At 40.5% G+C, this 19,007-nt stretch carries 12 protein-coding genes; 7 read left to right on the plus strand and 5 right to left on the minus strand.

What is annotated here, in order from left to right; all coding sequences use genetic code 11:
• Positions 1-335: 335 nt before the first annotated feature.
• Both GY065_RS07175 and GY065_RS07180 read left to right on the plus strand, forming a co-directional pair.
• Entirely contained in the window at positions 336-3,680 is a 3,345-nt protein-coding gene (locus GY065_RS07175) for a PilC/PilY family type IV pilus protein (protein ID WP_174833611.1), read from the plus strand.
• Positions 3,681-4,048: 368 nt separating this feature from the next.
• The gene (locus GY065_RS07180) at positions 4,049-7,390 is read left to right on the plus strand and encodes a PilC/PilY family type IV pilus protein (protein WP_174833612.1); all 3,342 of its coding nucleotides are present in this window, start codon (positions 4,049-4,051) and stop codon (positions 7,388-7,390) included.
• A gap of 56 nt (positions 7,391-7,446) precedes the next feature.
• Here the strand turns inward: GY065_RS07180 and ribA are convergent, their stop codons facing one another.
• Together ribA and GY065_RS07190 are read right to left on the minus strand one after the other, a co-directional pair.
• Positions 7,447-8,070, minus strand: a complete 624-nt coding sequence (ribA, locus tag GY065_RS07185; RefSeq protein WP_174833613.1) for a GTP cyclohydrolase II — start codon at positions 8,068-8,070, stop codon at positions 7,447-7,449.
• A 5-nt stretch (positions 8,071-8,075) separates the two neighbouring features.
• Positions 8,076-8,777, minus strand: a complete 702-nt coding sequence (locus GY065_RS07190; protein ID WP_174833614.1) for a hypothetical protein — start codon at positions 8,775-8,777, stop codon at positions 8,076-8,078.
• 309 nt (positions 8,778-9,086) lie between these two features.
• On the opposite strand from GY065_RS07190, the gene GY065_RS07195 reads away from it, so the two are divergent.
• From GY065_RS07195 to GY065_RS07215, 5 genes are all read left to right on the plus strand, one after another.
• On the plus strand, positions 9,087-9,269 hold the full coding sequence (locus GY065_RS07195) for a hypothetical protein (RefSeq protein ID WP_100117165.1): 183 nt from the start codon (positions 9,087-9,089) through the stop codon (positions 9,267-9,269).
• A gap of 446 nt (positions 9,270-9,715) precedes the next feature.
• Positions 9,716-11,029 (plus strand): SLC13 family permease, encoded by a 1,314-nt coding sequence (locus GY065_RS07200; protein WP_174833615.1) that lies wholly within the window; start codon positions 9,716-9,718, stop codon positions 11,027-11,029.
• A 254-nt stretch (positions 11,030-11,283) separates the two neighbouring features.
• On the plus strand, positions 11,284-12,522 hold the full coding sequence (locus tag GY065_RS07205; protein WP_174833616.1) for a multifunctional CCA addition/repair protein: 1,239 nt from the start codon (positions 11,284-11,286) through the stop codon (positions 12,520-12,522).
• Between the two features lie 2 nt (positions 12,523-12,524).
• The gene (gene glnD / locus GY065_RS07210) at positions 12,525-15,089 is read left to right on the plus strand and encodes a [protein-PII] uridylyltransferase (RefSeq protein WP_174833617.1); all 2,565 of its coding nucleotides are present in this window, start codon (positions 12,525-12,527) and stop codon (positions 15,087-15,089) included.
• A 23-nt stretch (positions 15,090-15,112) separates the two neighbouring features.
• Positions 15,113-15,997 carry an NAD(P)H-hydrate dehydratase gene (locus GY065_RS07215; protein WP_174833618.1) on the plus strand — a complete coding sequence of 295 codons (885 nt, stop codon included), beginning with the start codon at positions 15,113-15,115 and terminating at the stop codon, positions 15,995-15,997.
• A 70-nt stretch (positions 15,998-16,067) separates the two neighbouring features.
• Here GY065_RS07215 and GY065_RS07220 read toward each other — a convergent pair whose 3' ends face one another.
• From GY065_RS07220 to GY065_RS07230, 3 genes are read right to left on the minus strand one after another with little or no spacing between them, the layout of a single operon-like run.
• Positions 16,068-16,766, minus strand: coding sequence for an aspartate/glutamate racemase family protein (locus GY065_RS07220; RefSeq protein WP_174833619.1), 699 nt, complete (start codon positions 16,764-16,766; stop codon positions 16,068-16,070).
• Between the two features lie 25 nt (positions 16,767-16,791).
• Complete coding sequence (locus GY065_RS07225) at positions 16,792-17,445, minus strand: HAD family hydrolase (protein ID WP_084586335.1); 654 nt, start codon at positions 17,443-17,445, stop codon at positions 16,792-16,794.
• Between the two features lie 44 nt (positions 17,446-17,489).
• Complete coding sequence (locus tag GY065_RS07230; RefSeq protein ID WP_174833620.1) at positions 17,490-18,485, minus strand: cation diffusion facilitator family transporter; 996 nt, start codon at positions 18,483-18,485, stop codon at positions 17,490-17,492.
• Positions 18,486-19,007 lie beyond the last annotated feature (522 nt).

Below are 19,007 nucleotides of genomic sequence, written 5' to 3' on the forward strand. Positions count from 1 at the left end.
ATTCAGCCGTTTTTTTTATATTTTAAATACTGTAAATCAATCATAAACAGAACAAAAATAAATTTATCAAATATTATTAATTTACACTTTGAAAATAATTAAATATTAATAATTAATTTATATAAATAATAAATATTATAAAATAATATATAAAATATATATTTATATTAAATATAAATTTATTAATATAATAATATTTTGCAAATCTTTACTATAAAAAAGAGGGTTTATACTTGATTAAGGCCGGATGCAAGAGAGAAAATATATAAAGCTTTAAAATTTATACAACAAAACAGATTAAATATTGTTGTTACACCATACGGAGAGTAACCAATATGTACCATAATTTTGAAAAAAATAAAAAAGGCTCATATTACAAAGGCAGAAAGATCCTGTTTTTAGCTATTACTGCTGCACTGAGCACTTTTCCTGTCTGTCAGGCACAAGCAGCTGATAATACCCTCGCTAATATATTTGCAGACATTCCTCTGCATTTACAAAATTCATCAACAACTAAAACAGCTTATAGTGTTAAACCCAATATCACTCTGTTAATTGATGAATCAGGTAGTATGAATGAATACCTGCAAGGGGATTCTCGTAAATGCAAAATTAGAACCCGGATTGTAGACAAACGTGGACGGCTTACGTGGTCGCCATGGAGTGCTTATCAATATGGCTTTGATAACAAGAACATTACAAATACTGATGATATACAGTATAAATGTAAGTTATATACCAAAATGGAAGGTGTCAAAGAAGTTTTAACAGGTATCATTGCTCAGTATCGTGATAACATGTATTTTGCCTATCGCCCGCTTTATACTCCCGAGAAGGATGTCAATAATGAATTTATAGATACTTCCATTCCGGCTAATTACGATAAACTTATTAATATAATACAAACAGCTACAGCCGGGACTGGTACACCACTTACTAAACAAACCGCCGTTGTTGCCAGAAATCTGGTCATGAATAAATTAAAATACCGCTGCCAGAAATCCTATCTTGTAATACTTACTGACGGTGAATCTAATAATCTATATGCGAAATCGGATGCTGATGCGGATGGATATTTTGATGCAGGAACAAATAAAAAAGACAGAGACAAATTTTTTATAGGCGATACCTATGGCACCAAAATTCAGCGTCTGAAATACTATACCAATACACTTGCCACAAAGAATTTTGGTCCTTATATTTATAATGCTCCTTTTTATGACAACCTTGGTTTACAGATTAATAAAGTTACAAAACGCTCAACCGATGATGCCGGACAACCATGGAATGCTATAAACCAGCTCACTGGTCAGCCTTTTGAACAAAAAGCCGAAACCTTTACTATCGGTGTGGGACTGGGTCAAAAACATAACAACATAGGCAATACTGCGATTGATTATCTTGAAAACGGCGCTATGCCTGCTGGTAATTTCTTTAATACCAACTCTCAAAAAGAAATTATTGATGCATTTGGTAAAATCTTTGAATCGATTAAAGGTTCACAGGAAACTACAACAACCACGACCACATCTACTGCACCTACCGTAGCTGTATCCAGCTCAGAACAGAATCACCTGTCTATCACTGCAACTGTAGAATCCGGAACATGGAGTAGTAAAATCTGCATTCGCAAAATTACTGATACCAATGACAGTAAATGCGCTCAACCTTCATACGGTAATCGCCAGTTATTATTAAATAACGGTACCAATACTTATCTGTACTCTGCCAACCTGTCAGCTTTTAAGAATGATGATTTCAAAATAGCTAATAATAATGGCAAAAATCAGTCTGAATGGGTCAATGGCTTACTGGCCTGGCTGAGTCGCTCTAAAGATGATGCCTCTATTAAAACTGACAATTTTGTACTCGATTATCGTCAGCGGACTGATTCACCGATTGCCGGATTTGGCGGAACCAGAGACATGGGTGATATTATTGATAATCCGATTATTACTGCCGGTAATCTGAATGGCGATTATCAAAAATATATGATTACCTCAGCTAACGACGGCATGGTATATGTTTTCGGTGCTACCAATAACGCCAATTTTTATGATCTGAAATTCAATTTCATGCCGATGAATATTGAGCGACAAAGTAATGATGGTTCTGACCTGGTATCGCATTATTACAAAGATCTTACTAATAACGAATACGGTAAGAACAGTGAGCATCCACATCGCTATCTGTTAAATGGCGGTATGGTTGTTCAGCAAACTGAACAAAGCGTTGACCCGGCAACAGGTCAGCTGCGTCCGCAACAGACATTTATGGTATCAACCATGGGTCAAGCGGGACGCGGTGCTTTTGCCATCAATATCGGCGGTAACGATCTGGTTTCCAAAGAGCCCATTGGCGTGGACAATATGGGCAGTGCCGGCTGGTATAAAGATATATCTTTGTTCCAAACCCCTACCGGTAAAGACAATTACTTTGGGTTTACCATAGGCACTCCGGCTATTGGCCGGCTAAGAGTAAATGAAGACCCGGATGCATCGGCTACTTCTGTAGCCAATCATATCCGTGAGGCTGCATTTATCAGTAATGGCTATAATTATTCTGAGACCCTGGCCAGCGATCATGCAAGCCTGCGCTCTACAGATTCTGCACTTTACATATATGATATTCTGGGTGTGGATGTCGGTACTGACGGCTACAAAAAAACCGACTTTAACAAAGGGGAACTGATTGCCAGATTGGCACCTGAACAGGATTCTGAGGATGATGATAAAGCAACTGGTGGTCTTTCCAGCCCGACAGTAGCGGATGTTGACGGAGATGGTGTAGTAGATGTTGCATATGCTGGTGATTATAGCGGCAATTTATATCGCTTTGATCTGAGGTCTCCGGATCCTAAACAATGGACTGTGCACAAAATATTTTCTGCTGGTGCACCTATCACCTCTGCACCCGGTGTTATTCTGGCTAATAACGCAGGCAACAATGCCAACAACAAAGAAAGGACTGTTATTGTTACCTTTGGTACTGGCAGCGATGTGTATCAGTCTGATTTAAACAATAAAGATCAACAAACTGTATATGGCATTTATGATAATCTGAATAATACCGCACCAACTGAAGTCAAGAAAACAGCTCTGCTCAGGCAGGAATTAACTACTTCAGGTAACTATCGTATGCTGTCGGACAAGAAATTTGATCCTAAAGTATACCGTGGCTGGTATTTCGATCTGGATAGTAGTACTGGCGAACGGGTAGTAACCAAACCAGTGACTATCTCTTATGCCGGAGCTGTTATTTCCAGAGCTTACACTGTTAAAAAAGATAATAAACTGGAAGACCCGTGTCAGATAACTGTTAGCGAACAAAAGAGCGAAGTTTACAGCGGAAAAATACAATATAACATCAAAACAGGTGGTCAATTAAAACGAGGTGATCCTAATTTTGTATTTGATAAAGAAGCTCCGTTTGGTGCAGGTACTTTTACTCAGGGAATGTATAGTTTTACCCTGACAGATGTGAATAATAAGCTTGATATCGGTGGTAATATGACTCAGTCGCCATTAACACCTAATCCAAAATCTTTAGAAGAATGCACTCGTTCACCTGTTGTCGGGGTGGATACAGAAGGAAATTTAGTCACCATTAATATACCTAAATGTCCAATTAAATTTAAACGCTTATCCTGGAAAGAAGTTAAAAACAGTTATTTGGATTGATTGAGCATTCTGACAAAAACGGCTGAATATTCAGCCGTTTTTTATGTTTAAACTATAAAATTCGTTTATAAATTTAATGAAAATAAAAATATATTAAATATTACAAATTTTTATTTATTTAAATAACAACAATCATATAGAAATAATTATACTCAATTTGAATTTAACGTATAGTTATTCATAAAAAACAGATATATAAAACAAAATTCAATCTTATTAATGCCATAATAATTAACATATTTTTACTATTATAAAAGATATTGATACTTGAATAAATATGAATTCAGGAGAGACAATATATAAAGCTATAAATTTTATACAACAAGCATATTAAATATTGTTGTTACACCACAGGGAGAGTAACCGAGATGTACCATAATTTAAAAAAAAATAAAAAAGGCTCATATTACAAAGGCAGAAAGATCCTGTTTTTAGCCATTACTGCTGCACTGAGTACTTTTTCTGTCTGTCAGGCACAAGCAGAAACCAATATATTCGCTGATATTCCGCTGTATTTGCAAAATTCATCTACCATCACTACTGCGTATAGTGTTAAACCCAATATAACTTTGTTACTTGATCTGTCAGGTAGTATGAAAGATCCACTAAAAAATTCATATAAGTGCCGCCACAAAATAGCAATAGGTACAGACAAGCGAGGAAAAATTGTATGGTCAAAAACATGGAGTGAATATCAATTTGGCTTTGACAAAAAGCCGGATGATACTAATGAGTTTAAATATGATTGTAAAAATTTGACCAAACTTGAAAGTGTAAAAGAAATTCTGCTTTTAATTTTGGATGATTATCGTAATAATATGTATTTTGCTTATCGCCCCTTAGTATACGGCAATGATAAAAATCTTGAATTTATTGATACTTCCATTCCAGAACAATACAATAAACTGACTCAAACCATAAAAAATGCTACAGCCACTACTGTTACACCACTGACAGAACAAACTGCCGTTGTAGCCAGAAATCTGGTTATGAATAAATTAAAATACCGCTGCCAGAAATCCTATCTTGTAATACTTACTGACGGTGAATCTAATAATCATTATGCAACTTCAGATGCGGATGTGGATGGATATTTTGATGCAGGAACAAATAAAAAAGACAGAGACAGCTTTTTTCAGGGCGATACCTATGGCACCAAAATTCAGCGTCTGAAATACTATACCAATACACTTGCCACAAAGAATTTTGGTCCTTATATTTATAGTGCTCCATTTTATAGAGAAGATGGTAAGAAAATTTATTTGGCTTCTAAGCGCACAACCGATGAAGCCGGACAACCATGGAATGCTATAAACCCGCTAACTAAACAACCTTTTGAACAGAAAGCCGAAACCTTTACTATCGGTGTGGGACTGGGTCAAAAACATAACAGTATAGGCAATACTGCGATTGATTATCTGGAAAACGGCGCTATGCCTGCCGGTAATTTCTATAATGCTAATTCTCAAAATGAAATTCTTGAAGCATTTGGTAAAATCTTTGAATCAATTAAAGGTTCACAACAAGCTACAACAACCACGACCACATCGACAGCACCTAGTGTAGCCATATCCAGCTCTGAGCAAAATCAATTGTCCATCACCGCCATCACTGAATCAGGCGCATGGAGCAGTAAACTGTGTATCCGCAAAATTACTGATAACAATAGCAGCCAATGCGCTCAACCTTCATACGGTAATCGCCAGTTATTATTAAATAACGGTACCAATACTTATCTGTACTCTGCTAACCTGTCAGCCTTTAAGAATGATGACTTTAAGATAGCTAATAATAATGGCAAAAATCAGTCTGAATGGGCTAATGGCTTACTGGCCTGGCTGAGCCGCTCTAAAGATGATGCTTCTATTAAAACTGACAATTTTGTACTTGATTATCGTCAGCGGACTGATTCACCGATTGCCGGATTTGGCGGAACCAGAGACATGGGTGATATTATTGATAATCCGATTATTACTGCCGGTAATCTGGATGGTGGTCTTCAAAAATATCTTGTAACCTCTGCTAACGACGGCATGGTATATGTTTTCAGTGCTACTAATGATGCTAATCATCCTTATGATCTGAAATTCAATTTCATGCCGATGAGTATTGAGCGGCAAAGTAACGATGGCTCTGACCTGGTATCGCATTATTATAAAGATCTTACTCATAACGAGTACGGTAAGAACAGTGAGCATCCGCATCGTTTCCTGTTAAACGGCGGTATGGTTGTTCAGCAAACTGAAAAACGTGTTGACTCCAAAGGTAAGCTGCTTCCGCAACAGACATTTATGCTATCAAATATGGGTCAGGCGGGGCGCGGTGCTTTTGCCATCAATATCGGCGGTAACGATCTGGTTTCCAAAGAGCCCGTTGGTGCAGACAATACGGGCAGTAATGGCTGGTATAAGGATGTCTCCCTGTTTCAGACCCCTACAGGTAACAAAAATTTATTTGGATTTACTGTAGGTACCCCAGCTATTGCTCGGTTAAGAGTAAATGAAGATGTGGACGCATCACCAACTTCTGTAGCCAATCATATCCGTGAGGCTGCATTCATCAGTAATGGCTATAATTATTCTGGGACATTAGCCAGCAATAATGCCAGTCATGCATCTTTAGATTCTGTACTTTATATATATGATATTCTGGGTGTGGATGTCGGTACAGACGGTTTCCAAAAAACCGGCTATAACAAAGGGGAACTGATTGCTACTCTTGCTCCAGAGCAAAATCCCGACTCTGATGAACGTACTGGCGGTCTTTCCAGCCCGACAGTACTGGATATTGATGGCGATGGTGTGGCAGATATTGTGTATGCCGGTGATTACAGCGGCAATTTATATCGCTTTGATCTCAGATCACCGGACCCTAGTCAATGGACTGTACATAAAATATTCTCTGCCGGTGCGCCAATAACCTCGGCACCGGGCGCTATTCTTGTTGAAGACACAAACAATAATGGTAATAACAATAGTAAAAACCCGACTGTAATTGTTACATTCGGTACTGGCAGTGATGTGTATCAATCTGATTTAAATAACAAAGATCAGCAAACTGTATATGGCATATATGATAATCTGAATGTTAAAGCACCAGCTGAAATATCAAAACAAGCTCTGCTTAAACAGCAATTAACTGCTTCAGGTAACTATCGTATGCTGTCGGACAACAAGTTTGATCCCAAGGTGCATCGTGGCTGGTATTTCAATCTGGATAATACTACCGGCGAACGTGTAGTAAGCAAACCAATTGTTATTTCCTACGCCGGAGTGGTTTTCTCCAGAGCATACGACGTTAAAAAGGACAATAAACTGGAAGATCCGTGTCAGGTAACTGAACGTAAGCAGGAAAGTGATGTTTATAGCGGAAAAATACAATATAACATCAAAACAGGCGGAAGACTGAAACGCGGAGATCCCAATATTGAATTTGATCCAAACGCTCCTTTCGGCGCAGCTCTTACAGTTAAAGGTTTGTATGGTTTAGCTTTATCCAATTCAGATACTATAAAAGGTTTAGATATTGGCACTAATGGAACACAGGGTTCATTGATACCTGATCCTGATGCAAAAAAGGAAGAATGTAGCCGTACACCTGTTTTTGGTGTCGATTCGAATGGTAATAAAATTATCATTAACATTCCCAAATGCTCGATCAAATTTAAACGTTTATCCTGGAGAGAAGTGAAAAATAACTATACTAGCTAATCTGATATCATAAAATAACGGCCAGTAAATACTGGCCGTTATTTTAATTTTGGATTTTAATTAGCAAAGTGTCCCATTTTTTCCATTTTAGTCTGCAGATAATGCTGGTTTTCAGGATTCAGACCAACATGTAAAGGCACGCGATTTGTAACATTGATACCCAGTGCTTTGAGCGTATCAACTTTCTGCGGATTATTGGTCATTAACTGTATAGACTGTACTTTAAGATAATCAAGAATATATTTGGCCAGAGTGAAATCACGGGCATCTATCGGTAAGCCTAAAGCCAGGTTGGCTTCTACAGTATCTAATCCTTCATCCTGAAGTTTATAAGCCCGGATTTTGTTGAGTAAACCAATACCGCGACCTTCCTGGCGTAAATATACAATCACGCCTTTTCCCGCCTGCTGTACGGTTTTCATCGCAGCTTCAAGCTGGGGGCCGCAATCACAGCGCCGGGAAAATAAAGCATCACCGGTAAGACATTCAGAATGAATTCGGCCAAGTATATCTTCTCCTGTAGAAATATCACCTACGGTAAGAGCAATATGTTCCTGCCTATTGCGTACATCTTCAAATCCATGCATGGTAAATTCACCCCATTGCGTTGGCAAACGGCAGGAAGCAATAAAGCGTACAGGACTATGATCTTTGATATGACTTTGATGTAATGTTGACATAGTATTTATCCCTTGATATGTGCTACAGCATCATGCAGATTATATAATAGTGGCGTCGCCACCATAGCCAGAGCAATCCACTCAATCAGTTCCGTATCAGTAATAGCATCAGGCTGCTGATGAGCAGCATACAAAACACCAAGTATCTGCCCCTGATCACCGCTAACAGGAACAGCCAGTTGTGAAGCCGAGTTCTGTTTTCCGCTCAGGCTGCCATCATTCAGCCACGATTGCACATCATTTACCTGATTCAACCAGCCTGTAATGGCTGTGCGTGCAAATAAATATTGATTTATCTGCTGCTGATCGCATTTCAATATAGCCGGAAGCTGGCAACCACGAGCCAGTAGCCGAAATAACTCCCCTGCTTCATCATTTCCTTCATATAAATATAAAGCAAATGTATCGTTATGATGTCGGCTTGCTACCGAGTCAAGAGCCAGATACAACTGACGCAAGGTATAGGCAATGTTATCCTTGGATGTAAATAAGTCTGCCGGATGTGTTTGGCGCAGTGCGTTTGTATTTAAATTAAATTTTTCAGCCAGACTAAATCCGTTTTCCTCATACCATAACACAGACAGATCTATTTCTGCCTGTGCCAGCTCCAGTACAGATTGTGTAGCCAGCATTGCCATCTGTATTTCTTGTACTGGTAATTTCAATCCTTGTGTTTGCAGGTAATCACGCACTTGAGCGCATGTCATACACATCCTTACTTTTTTCTTTGCAAACAGTTATTGTAACCGAAAATGATGCTGAAACCGGATATAACAACATTTCAACCATATCAAAAATAGCCACTGTGCTGCTCAGGTATTTCTTGATCCAGGTGAAGCAGCTATTATCTTTAAGTGTATCTTCAGTAGCCGGTGAATAAACCGGCATTAATGTCACTTACTTGGTTAAATTAGTTTTATTAAATTAAATTCAGATTAAGTACTTGTATTATTTATATTTTAAACCAATAATAAACTCACCGTAGATTCACGGTAATAATTGAAAAGGAGCTGTATATGAGCAATCTGAAACCCGGTGATAATTCCGGTACAAATGGCGGGATTTATCAGGAAGTTGATCAGCATGGTCATGCTTTGGAAAATTATGCAACTATTAAAGACCATGAAAAAGCACCTCCTACTCAGCATCCGGGTAATAGCTGGCAATTAAAAAACCGGACACCTGACGGTAAACATTAAATTTGTTTCTTGCTTCTAAGCCATCTGGTTAGGTAATCATATAATTGCAATTAATAATTTATTTCAGACAATTTTATGACGATATAATTTACTAGATGGCTTTCTTTATTTCTTATAAAGCTTTTATTACACTATTTATTACACTAATTGTGGCTTTAAGAAAAATATTTTCCGTCTAAAATAAGAACAAAACTCAAAAGTATTGTACAAAAACAAAATAAATTTATTGCTATCTTAATTAACATAAAAAAATTTTCTTATACTTCTATTTACATTAAAAGCTCCTTTTTATATCATCTGATATGTATTAATTACTACTAAGTAAATAATTGTTTTATAAATATAAAGATTACATAATTTATTCCATTTGGATAATAATTATTTCTAAATCAAAGCGCTCTTCAGTCAGGAATAAATATTATTGCTATTGAATGTCAGGACAACTTATGAACTTACCACAAATTTTATCGCTTATATTACTGGTTGTGATTTTGGTTCTGGCAGTCTGGCGACATGTCAATATTGGTCTTTTAGGTTTTAGTGCTGCGGCTATAATGGTTATGGCAACAACTGCAATTGCTGATGGTTCTGATACATATACAGTCTTAACCAGCAAGGATGTACTCAGCCATTTTCCCGGAGCCATTGTAACGCTGTTAATCGGTGTGTCCTTACTTTTTGCTCATCTGGAAAAAAGCGGTGGCTTAAGCTGGTTTACAGATCAGATTTACGCAAAAATGGGGCATCGCACTAATATTGTTCCTTGGATTGGCTATTTTATCGGATTTGCGATTTCGACAGCCGGTGCCTTTTCTACGGCATCGATAACGTTGCTGGTTCCGGTTATTGCTGCTTTAGGCAGAAAACATCCCAGATTATTTTTCATCTGTGAAATGGCAGCAATTATTGGTGCCAATACCGGTGCACTTTCACCTATTAATCCTACTGGTCAGGTTATTCTGGATGCAGCAAAAAAAGCACATGTTGAGTATAGTCCGTGGCTAGTCTGGTTTCTGGGAATGTTAATCAGTTTTGTGCTGGTTATTGCCCTGCAAATTGTATTTCAGGATAAAAGAGTAGTCGAAACAAGTGATTCTAAAGCGCCTGAAAAAGGCTTTGTACTGCTAAAACCAATTAAACAGGAAAATGGTGATAACCATCAGTTACAGCCATTTTATGCAATCTGTTCTACTATTGCGGTATTGATTTTTCTGATATTAGTGATATTTGCTAAAGCCAATGTCGGTCTGACTGCTCTGACGCTGGCAGTAATTATGATGCTGTTTTTTACGCAGCAAAGTAAAGATTTTGTGAAAAAAATCCCTTGGAATGCTGTAGTGGTTATTAGTGGTCTGCTGGTTTTCATCGGCACCATGATGCAAGTAGATACAATGAAAGCGGTAGAGCAAGGTCTGCTCAGTATGACCAGCAGTAAAATTGCTTTATTGTTTATGCTCGCTTACCTGACTACGTTCCTGAGTAATGTGGAGTCCTCTACTTTAGGTGTTATCAGCCTGATGATTCCGATGGTATTTACGATTTTTGGCGATTCTCCGCAAATTTCTTTGATTCTGACTGCCTGTGCGGCACCAGCTATGCTCAGTGTCGTTAATCCGATTCATATTGCCGGTACTCTGGTGGTAAGTGTGACCGAAGAAAAACAGCAGGAAATGATGTTTAAACGTTTACTGATTATTGCCTTTGCTACAGTACCGTTTTTTCCCGGACTAGCTATGATTGTTCCGGCTCTGATGATGTAATATCAATATTATTTAAAAACGCTCTGCTTTAAAGCAGAGCGTTTTATATTTCCGTACAGCAGATATTTATCTGCCTGTTAAATATTCTTTAAGATGATTTGGATTCAGCCTGCTTTTTTCCAAAGGCTGTTTTGCTTATTAATGCTGGCTGACGGAACAGACAGCTAGTCTGTTTGCAAAAAACCAGTTAACAAGCTGATTGGACTACGGCACAATGATCATCTGTTTTCTGTTAATACTTTTTTATATTTTATATGCAAATTTATTTGGTTGGTGGTGCAGTAAGAGATAAGTATCTGCAACGTCCGGTGGTCGACCGCGACTGGGTAGTGGTTGGCGCAGATGCAAAAAAAATGCTGGAAGCCGGGTATCAGCCTGTAGGCAAGGATTTTCCGGTATTTCTGCATCCGCAAACTCATGAAGAATATGCGCTTGCGCGTACCGAACGTAAAGTATCTGCCGGTTACAATGGCTTTACTTTTCATGCAGCGGCAGATGTGACGCTGGAGCAGGATTTACAACGACGCGATTTAACCATTAATGCTATGGCCGAAGATGCATCGGGTAATCTGATTGATCCGTATAACGGACTGGCTGATTTACGCTGCGGTATATTACGTCATGTCAGCCCTGCTTTTGCAGAAGACCCGGTACGTATCTTGCGCATTGCCCGATTTGCAGCGCGTTATGGATTTAAAGTAGCCGATGAAACTATGGCACTGATGTGTCGGATGGTAAATAATGGTGAGGTAAATGCTCTGGTTGCCGAACGGGTATGGCAGGAACTGGCTAAAGGGCTGATGGAAAAGAATCCGCGGCTGATGATAGACGTTTTACGTGCCTGCGGTGCGCTGAAAGTAATTTTACCAGAGGTTGATGCGTTATTCGGCGTACCGCAACGCGCTGATTTCCACCCTGAAATAGATACCGGTGAGCATACTTTACTGTGTCTGCAATATGCTGCTGAAAATGATTATTCACTGGAAGAACGTTATGCTGCTCTCACTCATGATCTAGGCAAAGCACTGACTCCGGTAGATAAATTACCACGCCACCCCGGACATGATTATGCCGGAATAAAACCCGTAGAAGCGGTAAACCGGCGCTGGCAGGTACCCAAAGCCTGTGCGCAATTGGCATTACTGGTATGTGAATATCATATCAAGTTACATAGTGTCAGTCAGCTTAAACCCAAAACGACACTGGATATTCTGAAAAAAACCGATGCATTGCGCCGTCCGGATCGATTTAGGCAGATTTTGCGTGTATGCCTCGCTGATATACGCGGACGCCTCAGATTTGAACATCAGCCATATCCTCAGCAACAGCACTGGTTAAATTTACAGTCTGCGGCAATGGCAATTGATGCAGCATCAATTGCCCGGACAGTGGCTGAACCGCAGCAGATAGCTCAGGCAATCGATCAGGCAAGGCTGAATCAGATTCGCCCGATACAAAATGCATATTGTCAATCTCAACTACACGGCTATTAATTATGTCATCTTCAGCACTTATTACTCAGTTGTCGGACAAGCTACACAAGCACAAACAACAAGCTGCAGAAATATACCGGCAGCGCAGGCATCCGTTTGTCTATTTTCGCCAGCATACCGGAGTAATTGCTGATGTGCTGTCTACACTGTGGCAGGAGTTGTTTGCCGAAGAAGAAATGTGTCTGCTGGCAATAGGTGGATTCGGACGCGGCGAAATGTATCCGTATTCGGATATGGATATTGCTATTGTCAGCAGAAATCCGATTGATGACAATATTCAGCAGAAAATTGGTGCTTTTGTTCAAATATTATGGGATATCCATTTACAGCCCGCCCCTAAGGTAGGAACAATTAATGAGTTATGTGAAAGTGCCCGGGTTGATTTAACGGGTGATTCAGCCTTACTGGAAAGCCGGTATTTATGCGGCCGGCAGGATCTGGCTGCTGAATTGATTCATCAGCTTGATTTACAGCGGGATGTGGCTGCTTTTATCGAAGGTAAAATACTGGAACAACGGCAACGATATACCAAAGCGGCCGGTGAAGCCAGTCTGCTGGAAGCCAATGTAAAAACCACTCAGGGCGGTTTACGCGATATTCATACTTTATTGTGGCTGGCAAAAGTTCAGGGATTACCTCCTCAGATTCATCAGCTGATGAAAAATGCTATTCTGAACCGAACTGAAGCCAGGCTGTTACTGAGCTGCCAGAAACAGCTGGCCAGAATCCGTATTGAGCTGCATCTGACTGCCAAACGGGCTGAAGACAGATTGATTTTTGATTTACAAACTCAGGTAGCACAGAATCTTGGCTATCGCGATGATGCAAATTCCCGTGCCAGTGAAAAACTAATGCATGATTTTTATCGTGCACTAAAAGGCGTGAAACAACTCAGTGGTATTCTGGTACCTATGCTGCGCGACCGTGTCTACGCTTCTCTGCCGCGTGTGGTGGTTAATCTGGATCAGCATTATTATCAGGTAGGTAATATGCTGGCGGTGCATAATCTTGAACTTTTCTCGCAACAGCCTGAGCATATATTTACCATTTTACGTGTTGCTCAGGAACACAATGACATAATTGGTCTGGCACCAAAAACCCTGCGTGTATGGTGGGCGGCTGCACATCAGCTGGTGAATGAAGAGTTTTATCAAAATCCAGCAAATCGCGAATGCTTTGCCGGATTCTTCAAACACGGGGAGGGTCTGACTCATTTATTGCGCTTTATTAATCTGTATGGTGTGCTCGGCCGGTATTTGCCAGCATGGGGAAAAATAGTCGGTCTGCTGCAACATGATTTATTTCATATTTATCCGGTAGATGATCATATTTTAATGGTGGTACGCAATATGCGGCGTCTGGCTATGGAACAGCACAGCCATGAACTGCCTTTTGCCGCAACATTAATGCATACTTTTGCACGCAAACATATTTTGTATATGGCTGCACTGTTTCATGATATTGCCAAAGGCCGTGGTGGTGACCATGCACAAAAAGGCGTAGCCGATGCCCGCTCCTTTGCCGAAGATCATTTTCTGGATAATGAAGAAAGCGATTTACTGGCGTGGCTGGTAGAACAGCATCTGCTGATGTCAATGACAGCGCAGAAAGAAGATATTCAGGACCCTGAAGTGATTACCCGATTCAGCAAACAGGTTAAAACAGTTGAACGGCTCACTGCTTTATATCTGCTGACCGTAGCAGATATCCGGGGCACCAATCCGAAAATCTGGAATTCATGGAAAGCCAGTTTGCTGGAAAATTTATATAAAGCCACGCTGCATCAGCTCAATGGTAAACAAAGTAACCGGCACACGACTATTCTTGACCGCCGGCAACAGGCAATGCATGAGTTAAATCAATATCACATCAGCGAATCACAGCAACGCCAATTGTGGCATATTCTTGGTCAGGCTTATTTTGCCCGCCATGAGTGGCAAGATATTTTATGGCATTTATCAAAAATTATTAATTATGAACAGCAGGCTCAGGCACACAGCCAAATGCTGCCGGATAATGATACCCTGAAGGTGATGGTTTATATGCCTAACCGCCCGAAACTCTTCACTGAGCTGGCTTCGGTTTTCAGTGAAGCAGGAATGAACATTCTGACTGCCCGTGCCTATATCACCGAACACAACTTTATTCTGGATACTTTTATTCTGCAATTTCCGCCGAATCTCAACCCGAATGATTATCTGACCATTCAGAATAAAACCGAGCTGGCGCTTAATCAGTTTGTAAATGGTAAATTGCCGATGTCTGCGAGCAATCCGGCCAGTCTGAGCCGGCGCAGCCGTCATATTCCGATTGCACCGCGAATCAGTATTGATGAAGAAGATAATCCCGGCTGGTACAGCCTGCACATTATTACAGCAAACCGGCGTTTTTTACTTGCCAACATTGCTGCTGTTTTATCCGATTTAAATATCAGTATTCGCTTTGCCAAAATCACTACTCTGGATGAACGGGTAGAAGACAGTTTTCTGGTATATGCGCCTCAACTGGCCGATACTCAACAGCAATTGCAGCTTAAAAATGCCCTTCTGGATCAATTACTGCGCTAAGCAGTGATAACGGGAAACAGATAATGAACAGTTTTCAGATTGATAAAAATATTCTCAGCCAGTGGCAACGGCAGGCACACAGACAGTTTCCTGCATTGTGTCAGCAGCGTCCATCTCAGAGCCATAAGGGTACGTTTGGCACGCTGGGTATTCTGGGTGGTTCAGAAGGCATGACCGGTTCGATTATTCTGGCCGGAATAGCTGCACTGCATTGTGGCTGCGGTAAAGTATGGCTTGGGTTTCAGCAACCAATATTACCAATGCCAATACTAAGCCAGCAGCCAGAAATTATGTTAAATACCGCTGAACGGCTTTTACACCGTTCCGATATTACCGCATGGGTGATTGGCTGTGGTCTGAGTACCTCAACTACGGCACTGGCAACACTGACTGAATGTCTGCAACAGAAGCATATGATGGTAGTCGATGCCGATGCACTGAATTTACTTGCTCAGCAGCCTGCTTTGCTGACTGGCAGGCAAAATAATCAAAATGTTGTTTTAACACCGCATCCGGGAGAAGCTGCACGCTTACTGCAATGCAGTATTAGTGAAATTCAGAATAACCGTTATCAGGCCGCACGCCAGCTGGCGCAAAAATATTCAGCATGGATAGTTTTAAAAGGTCATCAGAGCCTGATTGTTTCACCTCATGGCCAGATACAGCAAAATGAAACCGGCAATCCGGGACTGGCAACAGCAGGTAGCGGTGATGTCTTAGCCGGCATAATCGGCAGTTTGCTGGCTCAGCAAATCCCACCGGAGCAGGCAGTATCAGCCGGAGTATGGTTACATGGTGCTGCGGCAGATATTCTTGCTGCCAATGATACCGGCCCTATAGGTTTATGCGCCGGAGAAATAGCTACGGCTGCACGCTGGCTGCGCAACCGTTTAACTGAATCTGTCTGAAAAACAAAACAGATGGTTAGATAGCCATCTGTTTTATCAGTTTATCCGCTTTTATATTTCGGAAACTGCATTATTTATCTGTTAAAGCCCAGTCTACTGCTGCAGTAGCATGAATTGCCGTAGTATCAAATACCGGTACCGGACTGTCATCCTGCGAAACCAGTAACATAATTTCGGTACAGCCAAGAATGATGGCTTGAGCGCCCTTATCAACCAGACGCCGGATAATCTGCCGGTACTGCTGGCGTGATTCTTCACGTATGATACCTGATACCAGCTCTTCATAAATAATTTTATGTACTGTCTGACAATCTTTATCGTCAGGAATCAATACCTCTAAACCAAATTTTTCTGTAAGCCGGCCTTTATAAAAATCCTGTTTCATGGTGAATTCGGTACCCAGTAAGCCAACTTTTAGCAGTTTCTGGCTGCAAATTTGCTTAGCTGTTGCATCAGCGATATGCAGCAAAGGTATTGTTATACTATTCTGTACCCGTTCAGCCATACGATGCATGGTATTGGTACAAATTACAATACACTGTGCTCCGCCCTGCTCCAGCTGTCGTGCTGCTGTACACATATTTTCAGCCAGTTCATCCCATCGTCCCTGATGCTGCAAAGCTTCGATTTCGGCAAAATCTACAGATAACATGATGCTGCGGGCTGAATGCGTACCGCCAAGACGCTCACGTACTTGTTCATTAATCATGCGATAATATTCAGCAGAACTTTCCCAGCTCATGCCACCGAGCAACCCAATGGTTTTCATGTTTTCCCCTTGTTCGTTTAAAAAATTATTTACTTAATAGTTGAAGAATTTCTTTTGGCTGCTCAACAATATAATCGGCTGGCCATTGCGATATGTTGTCTTCTGCACCGATATATCCCCAGTTCGCCAGTACTGTAATCATGCCGGCATTACGTCCTGCCTGCATATCACGCTCTGCATCACCGATATACAGGCAGTTTTCGGGAGCTACGCCAATGTGACGGCAGGCATAGAACATGGGTTCGGTACTGGGTTTCGGCGCACTGGTGGTATCTCCGCTTACTATTACAGCCGGTTCAATACTGCATCCGAGTTTTGGTACCAGACGGTCAGTAAAAACATGCGGCTTATTGGTAATAATCCCCCAGGCTATGTTCTGTTCAGCCAGTTTTTCTAATAACTCATTGATGCCGCCAAATAAAACTGTCTGATCAGTAAAATGCAGTTCATACTCAGCCATAAAATCCTGCCTCAAAGCTGCAAACGCAGGATTATCAGGCTGCATACCTGTACCGAGTTTAATCAGTCCTGCTGCGCCATGACTGGCAACCGGACGAATCTCTGCCATCGTTTTAGGCGGTAAATTCTGCTTTTGCAGCACATTATTAAGGGCTATCCCTAAGTCCGGCGCCGTATCGGCCAGGGTACCGTCCAGATCAAATAACACAGCTTTAATCATGATTTTCTACCTGAAATATGGTCTGATAATCTGATTATATTGTATTAATGAACATGCTGACCGGCAACAGAAGGGATACAGCATAAAAGATTATTGCTGTGTTTATGGGCTGCGCTTTCTGTCTGTACTGTAACATGATGTATATCATGTCTGAGCAATACTTCTGCCAGTTCATTAACCAGTTTCTCTGCTTCCGTTATCGTTAATGTACCATCAACAACAATATGGCAGGACAAAGCATTCATATTGCTGGTAATAGTCCAGGCATGTAAATCATGTACTGCTTTAATTCCTGGCATTTCCTGAATTACTCTGCCCAGCTGCTCCAGCTCAATTGCATCCGGTGTGCCTTCCATCAGAATACGCAAAGTAGTTTTCAGGATTCCGATTCCACTGTAAGCAATCAGGCAGGCTACCACTATACTTGCTACCGGGTCAGCCCAGCGCCAGCCAAACAGCATCATCAGTACAGCCGCGGCAATAGCACCCACCGAACCGAGTAAATCACCCAGTACGTGTAAAAACGCCCCGCGCATGTTTACATTATGTTCCGTTTCACTACTGCTGTGCATATACCAGGCAATAATAATATTTACCAGTAAACCAATCGTACTGATAACCAGCATGCCCCGGGTAGCAATATCCGGCGGATTAACAAAACGACCTATGGCTTCATAAACAATCATGACTGCAATTACCATTAGCGCCAGACCATTTACTGCCGCCGCAATAATTTCAAAGCGTTTATAACCAAAGGTCTGCCGACCGTTTACCGGCCGCTCACTCAGGTGAAATGCGATTAACGACAATGCCAGCGCCAGTGCATCCGAAAACATATGACCAGCATCCGACAGCAGTGCCAGACTATTGGTTAACCAACCACCAATAATCTCTACCACCATATATGCACCGATAATCAGCAGTGAAATACTTAAAACTTTTTTATCTGCACTATGTGCACCTAGATGATGATGGTGATGATGAGTTTCATCATGTTTATGCTCATGTATATGGTTATGGTCGTGGTCGTGGTCGTGCATAGTATTCCTTTATAAATATTGTCTAATACCATTAATACGTTAAACCCTAACATATGGTAAAAGTCAAATGTGAATATCAGCAGATTTCAGCTCAGAACATTCTGGAATCCATAGTTAATATTTATATACATACCGGCAATAAATTTTTTACATAAGTTGATAATAGCAGAAAACACAGAAATTTTGCCGGTGTTTACTCAGGCTTCGTGCGGAGAAATATTGATATCAGTAAAAGCAGCAATTATTTTTAAATGTTTATTATTAAAATAATAAATTTTTATCTATTATTTCCTTACATTATTTCACATATCAAGGTAAAATACCTGCTTGTACAAGTCATGTTCAGTGTGCGGCTGATCACTAAGAGACTTGAGAATTGACAGCCAATCCAGATTAAGCGAAAAGAATACATATTTCGGTTTGAAGTGTTTATATTTTATGAATATGTAGTTTTCATTCACACTGAGAATACTTGTTTATTCTGGTAATGTGAGATTTTTTGTAAGCTTATTCATAATACCA

Origin of the sequence: Snodgrassella sp. ESL0323 (assembly GCF_013346865.1) — a bacterium.
GTDB classification, from domain to species: Bacteria; Pseudomonadota; Gammaproteobacteria; order Burkholderiales; family Neisseriaceae; genus Snodgrassella; species Snodgrassella alvi.

Bases quoted from the DNA above. Each gene is read 5' to 3' on its own strand.
- GY065_RS07225 (WP_084586335.1), bottom strand. From the start codon at position 17,445: ATGATTAAAGCTGTGTTATTTGATCTGGACGGTACCCTGGCCGATACG.
- ribA (WP_174833613.1), bottom strand. From the start codon at position 8,070: ATGTCAACATTACATCAAAGTCATATCAAAGATCATAGTCCTGTACGC.
- GY065_RS07195 (WP_100117165.1), top strand. From the start codon at position 9,087: ATGAGCAATCTGAAACCCGGTGATAATTCCGGTACAAATGGCGGGATT.
- GY065_RS07180 (WP_174833612.1), top strand. From the start codon at position 4,049: ATGTACCATAATTTAAAAAAAAATAAAAAAGGCTCATATTACAAAGGC.
- GY065_RS07175 (WP_174833611.1), top strand. From the start codon at position 336: ATGTACCATAATTTTGAAAAAAATAAAAAAGGCTCATATTACAAAGGC.
- GY065_RS07205 (WP_174833616.1), top strand. From the start codon at position 11,284: ATGCAAATTTATTTGGTTGGTGGTGCAGTAAGAGATAAGTATCTGCAA.
- GY065_RS07230 (WP_174833620.1), bottom strand. From the start codon at position 18,485: ATGCACGACCACGACCACGACCATAACCATATACATGAGCATAAACAT.
- GY065_RS07200 (WP_174833615.1), top strand. From the start codon at position 9,716: ATGAACTTACCACAAATTTTATCGCTTATATTACTGGTTGTGATTTTG.
- GY065_RS07215 (WP_174833618.1), top strand. From the start codon at position 15,113: ATGAACAGTTTTCAGATTGATAAAAATATTCTCAGCCAGTGGCAACGG.
- GY065_RS07220 (WP_174833619.1), bottom strand. From the start codon at position 16,766: ATGAAAACCATTGGGTTGCTCGGTGGCATGAGCTGGGAAAGTTCTGCT.
- GY065_RS07190 (WP_174833614.1), bottom strand. From the start codon at position 8,777: ATGACATGCGCTCAAGTGCGTGATTACCTGCAAACACAAGGATTGAAA.
- glnD (WP_174833617.1), top strand. From the start codon at position 12,525: ATGTCATCTTCAGCACTTATTACTCAGTTGTCGGACAAGCTACACAAG.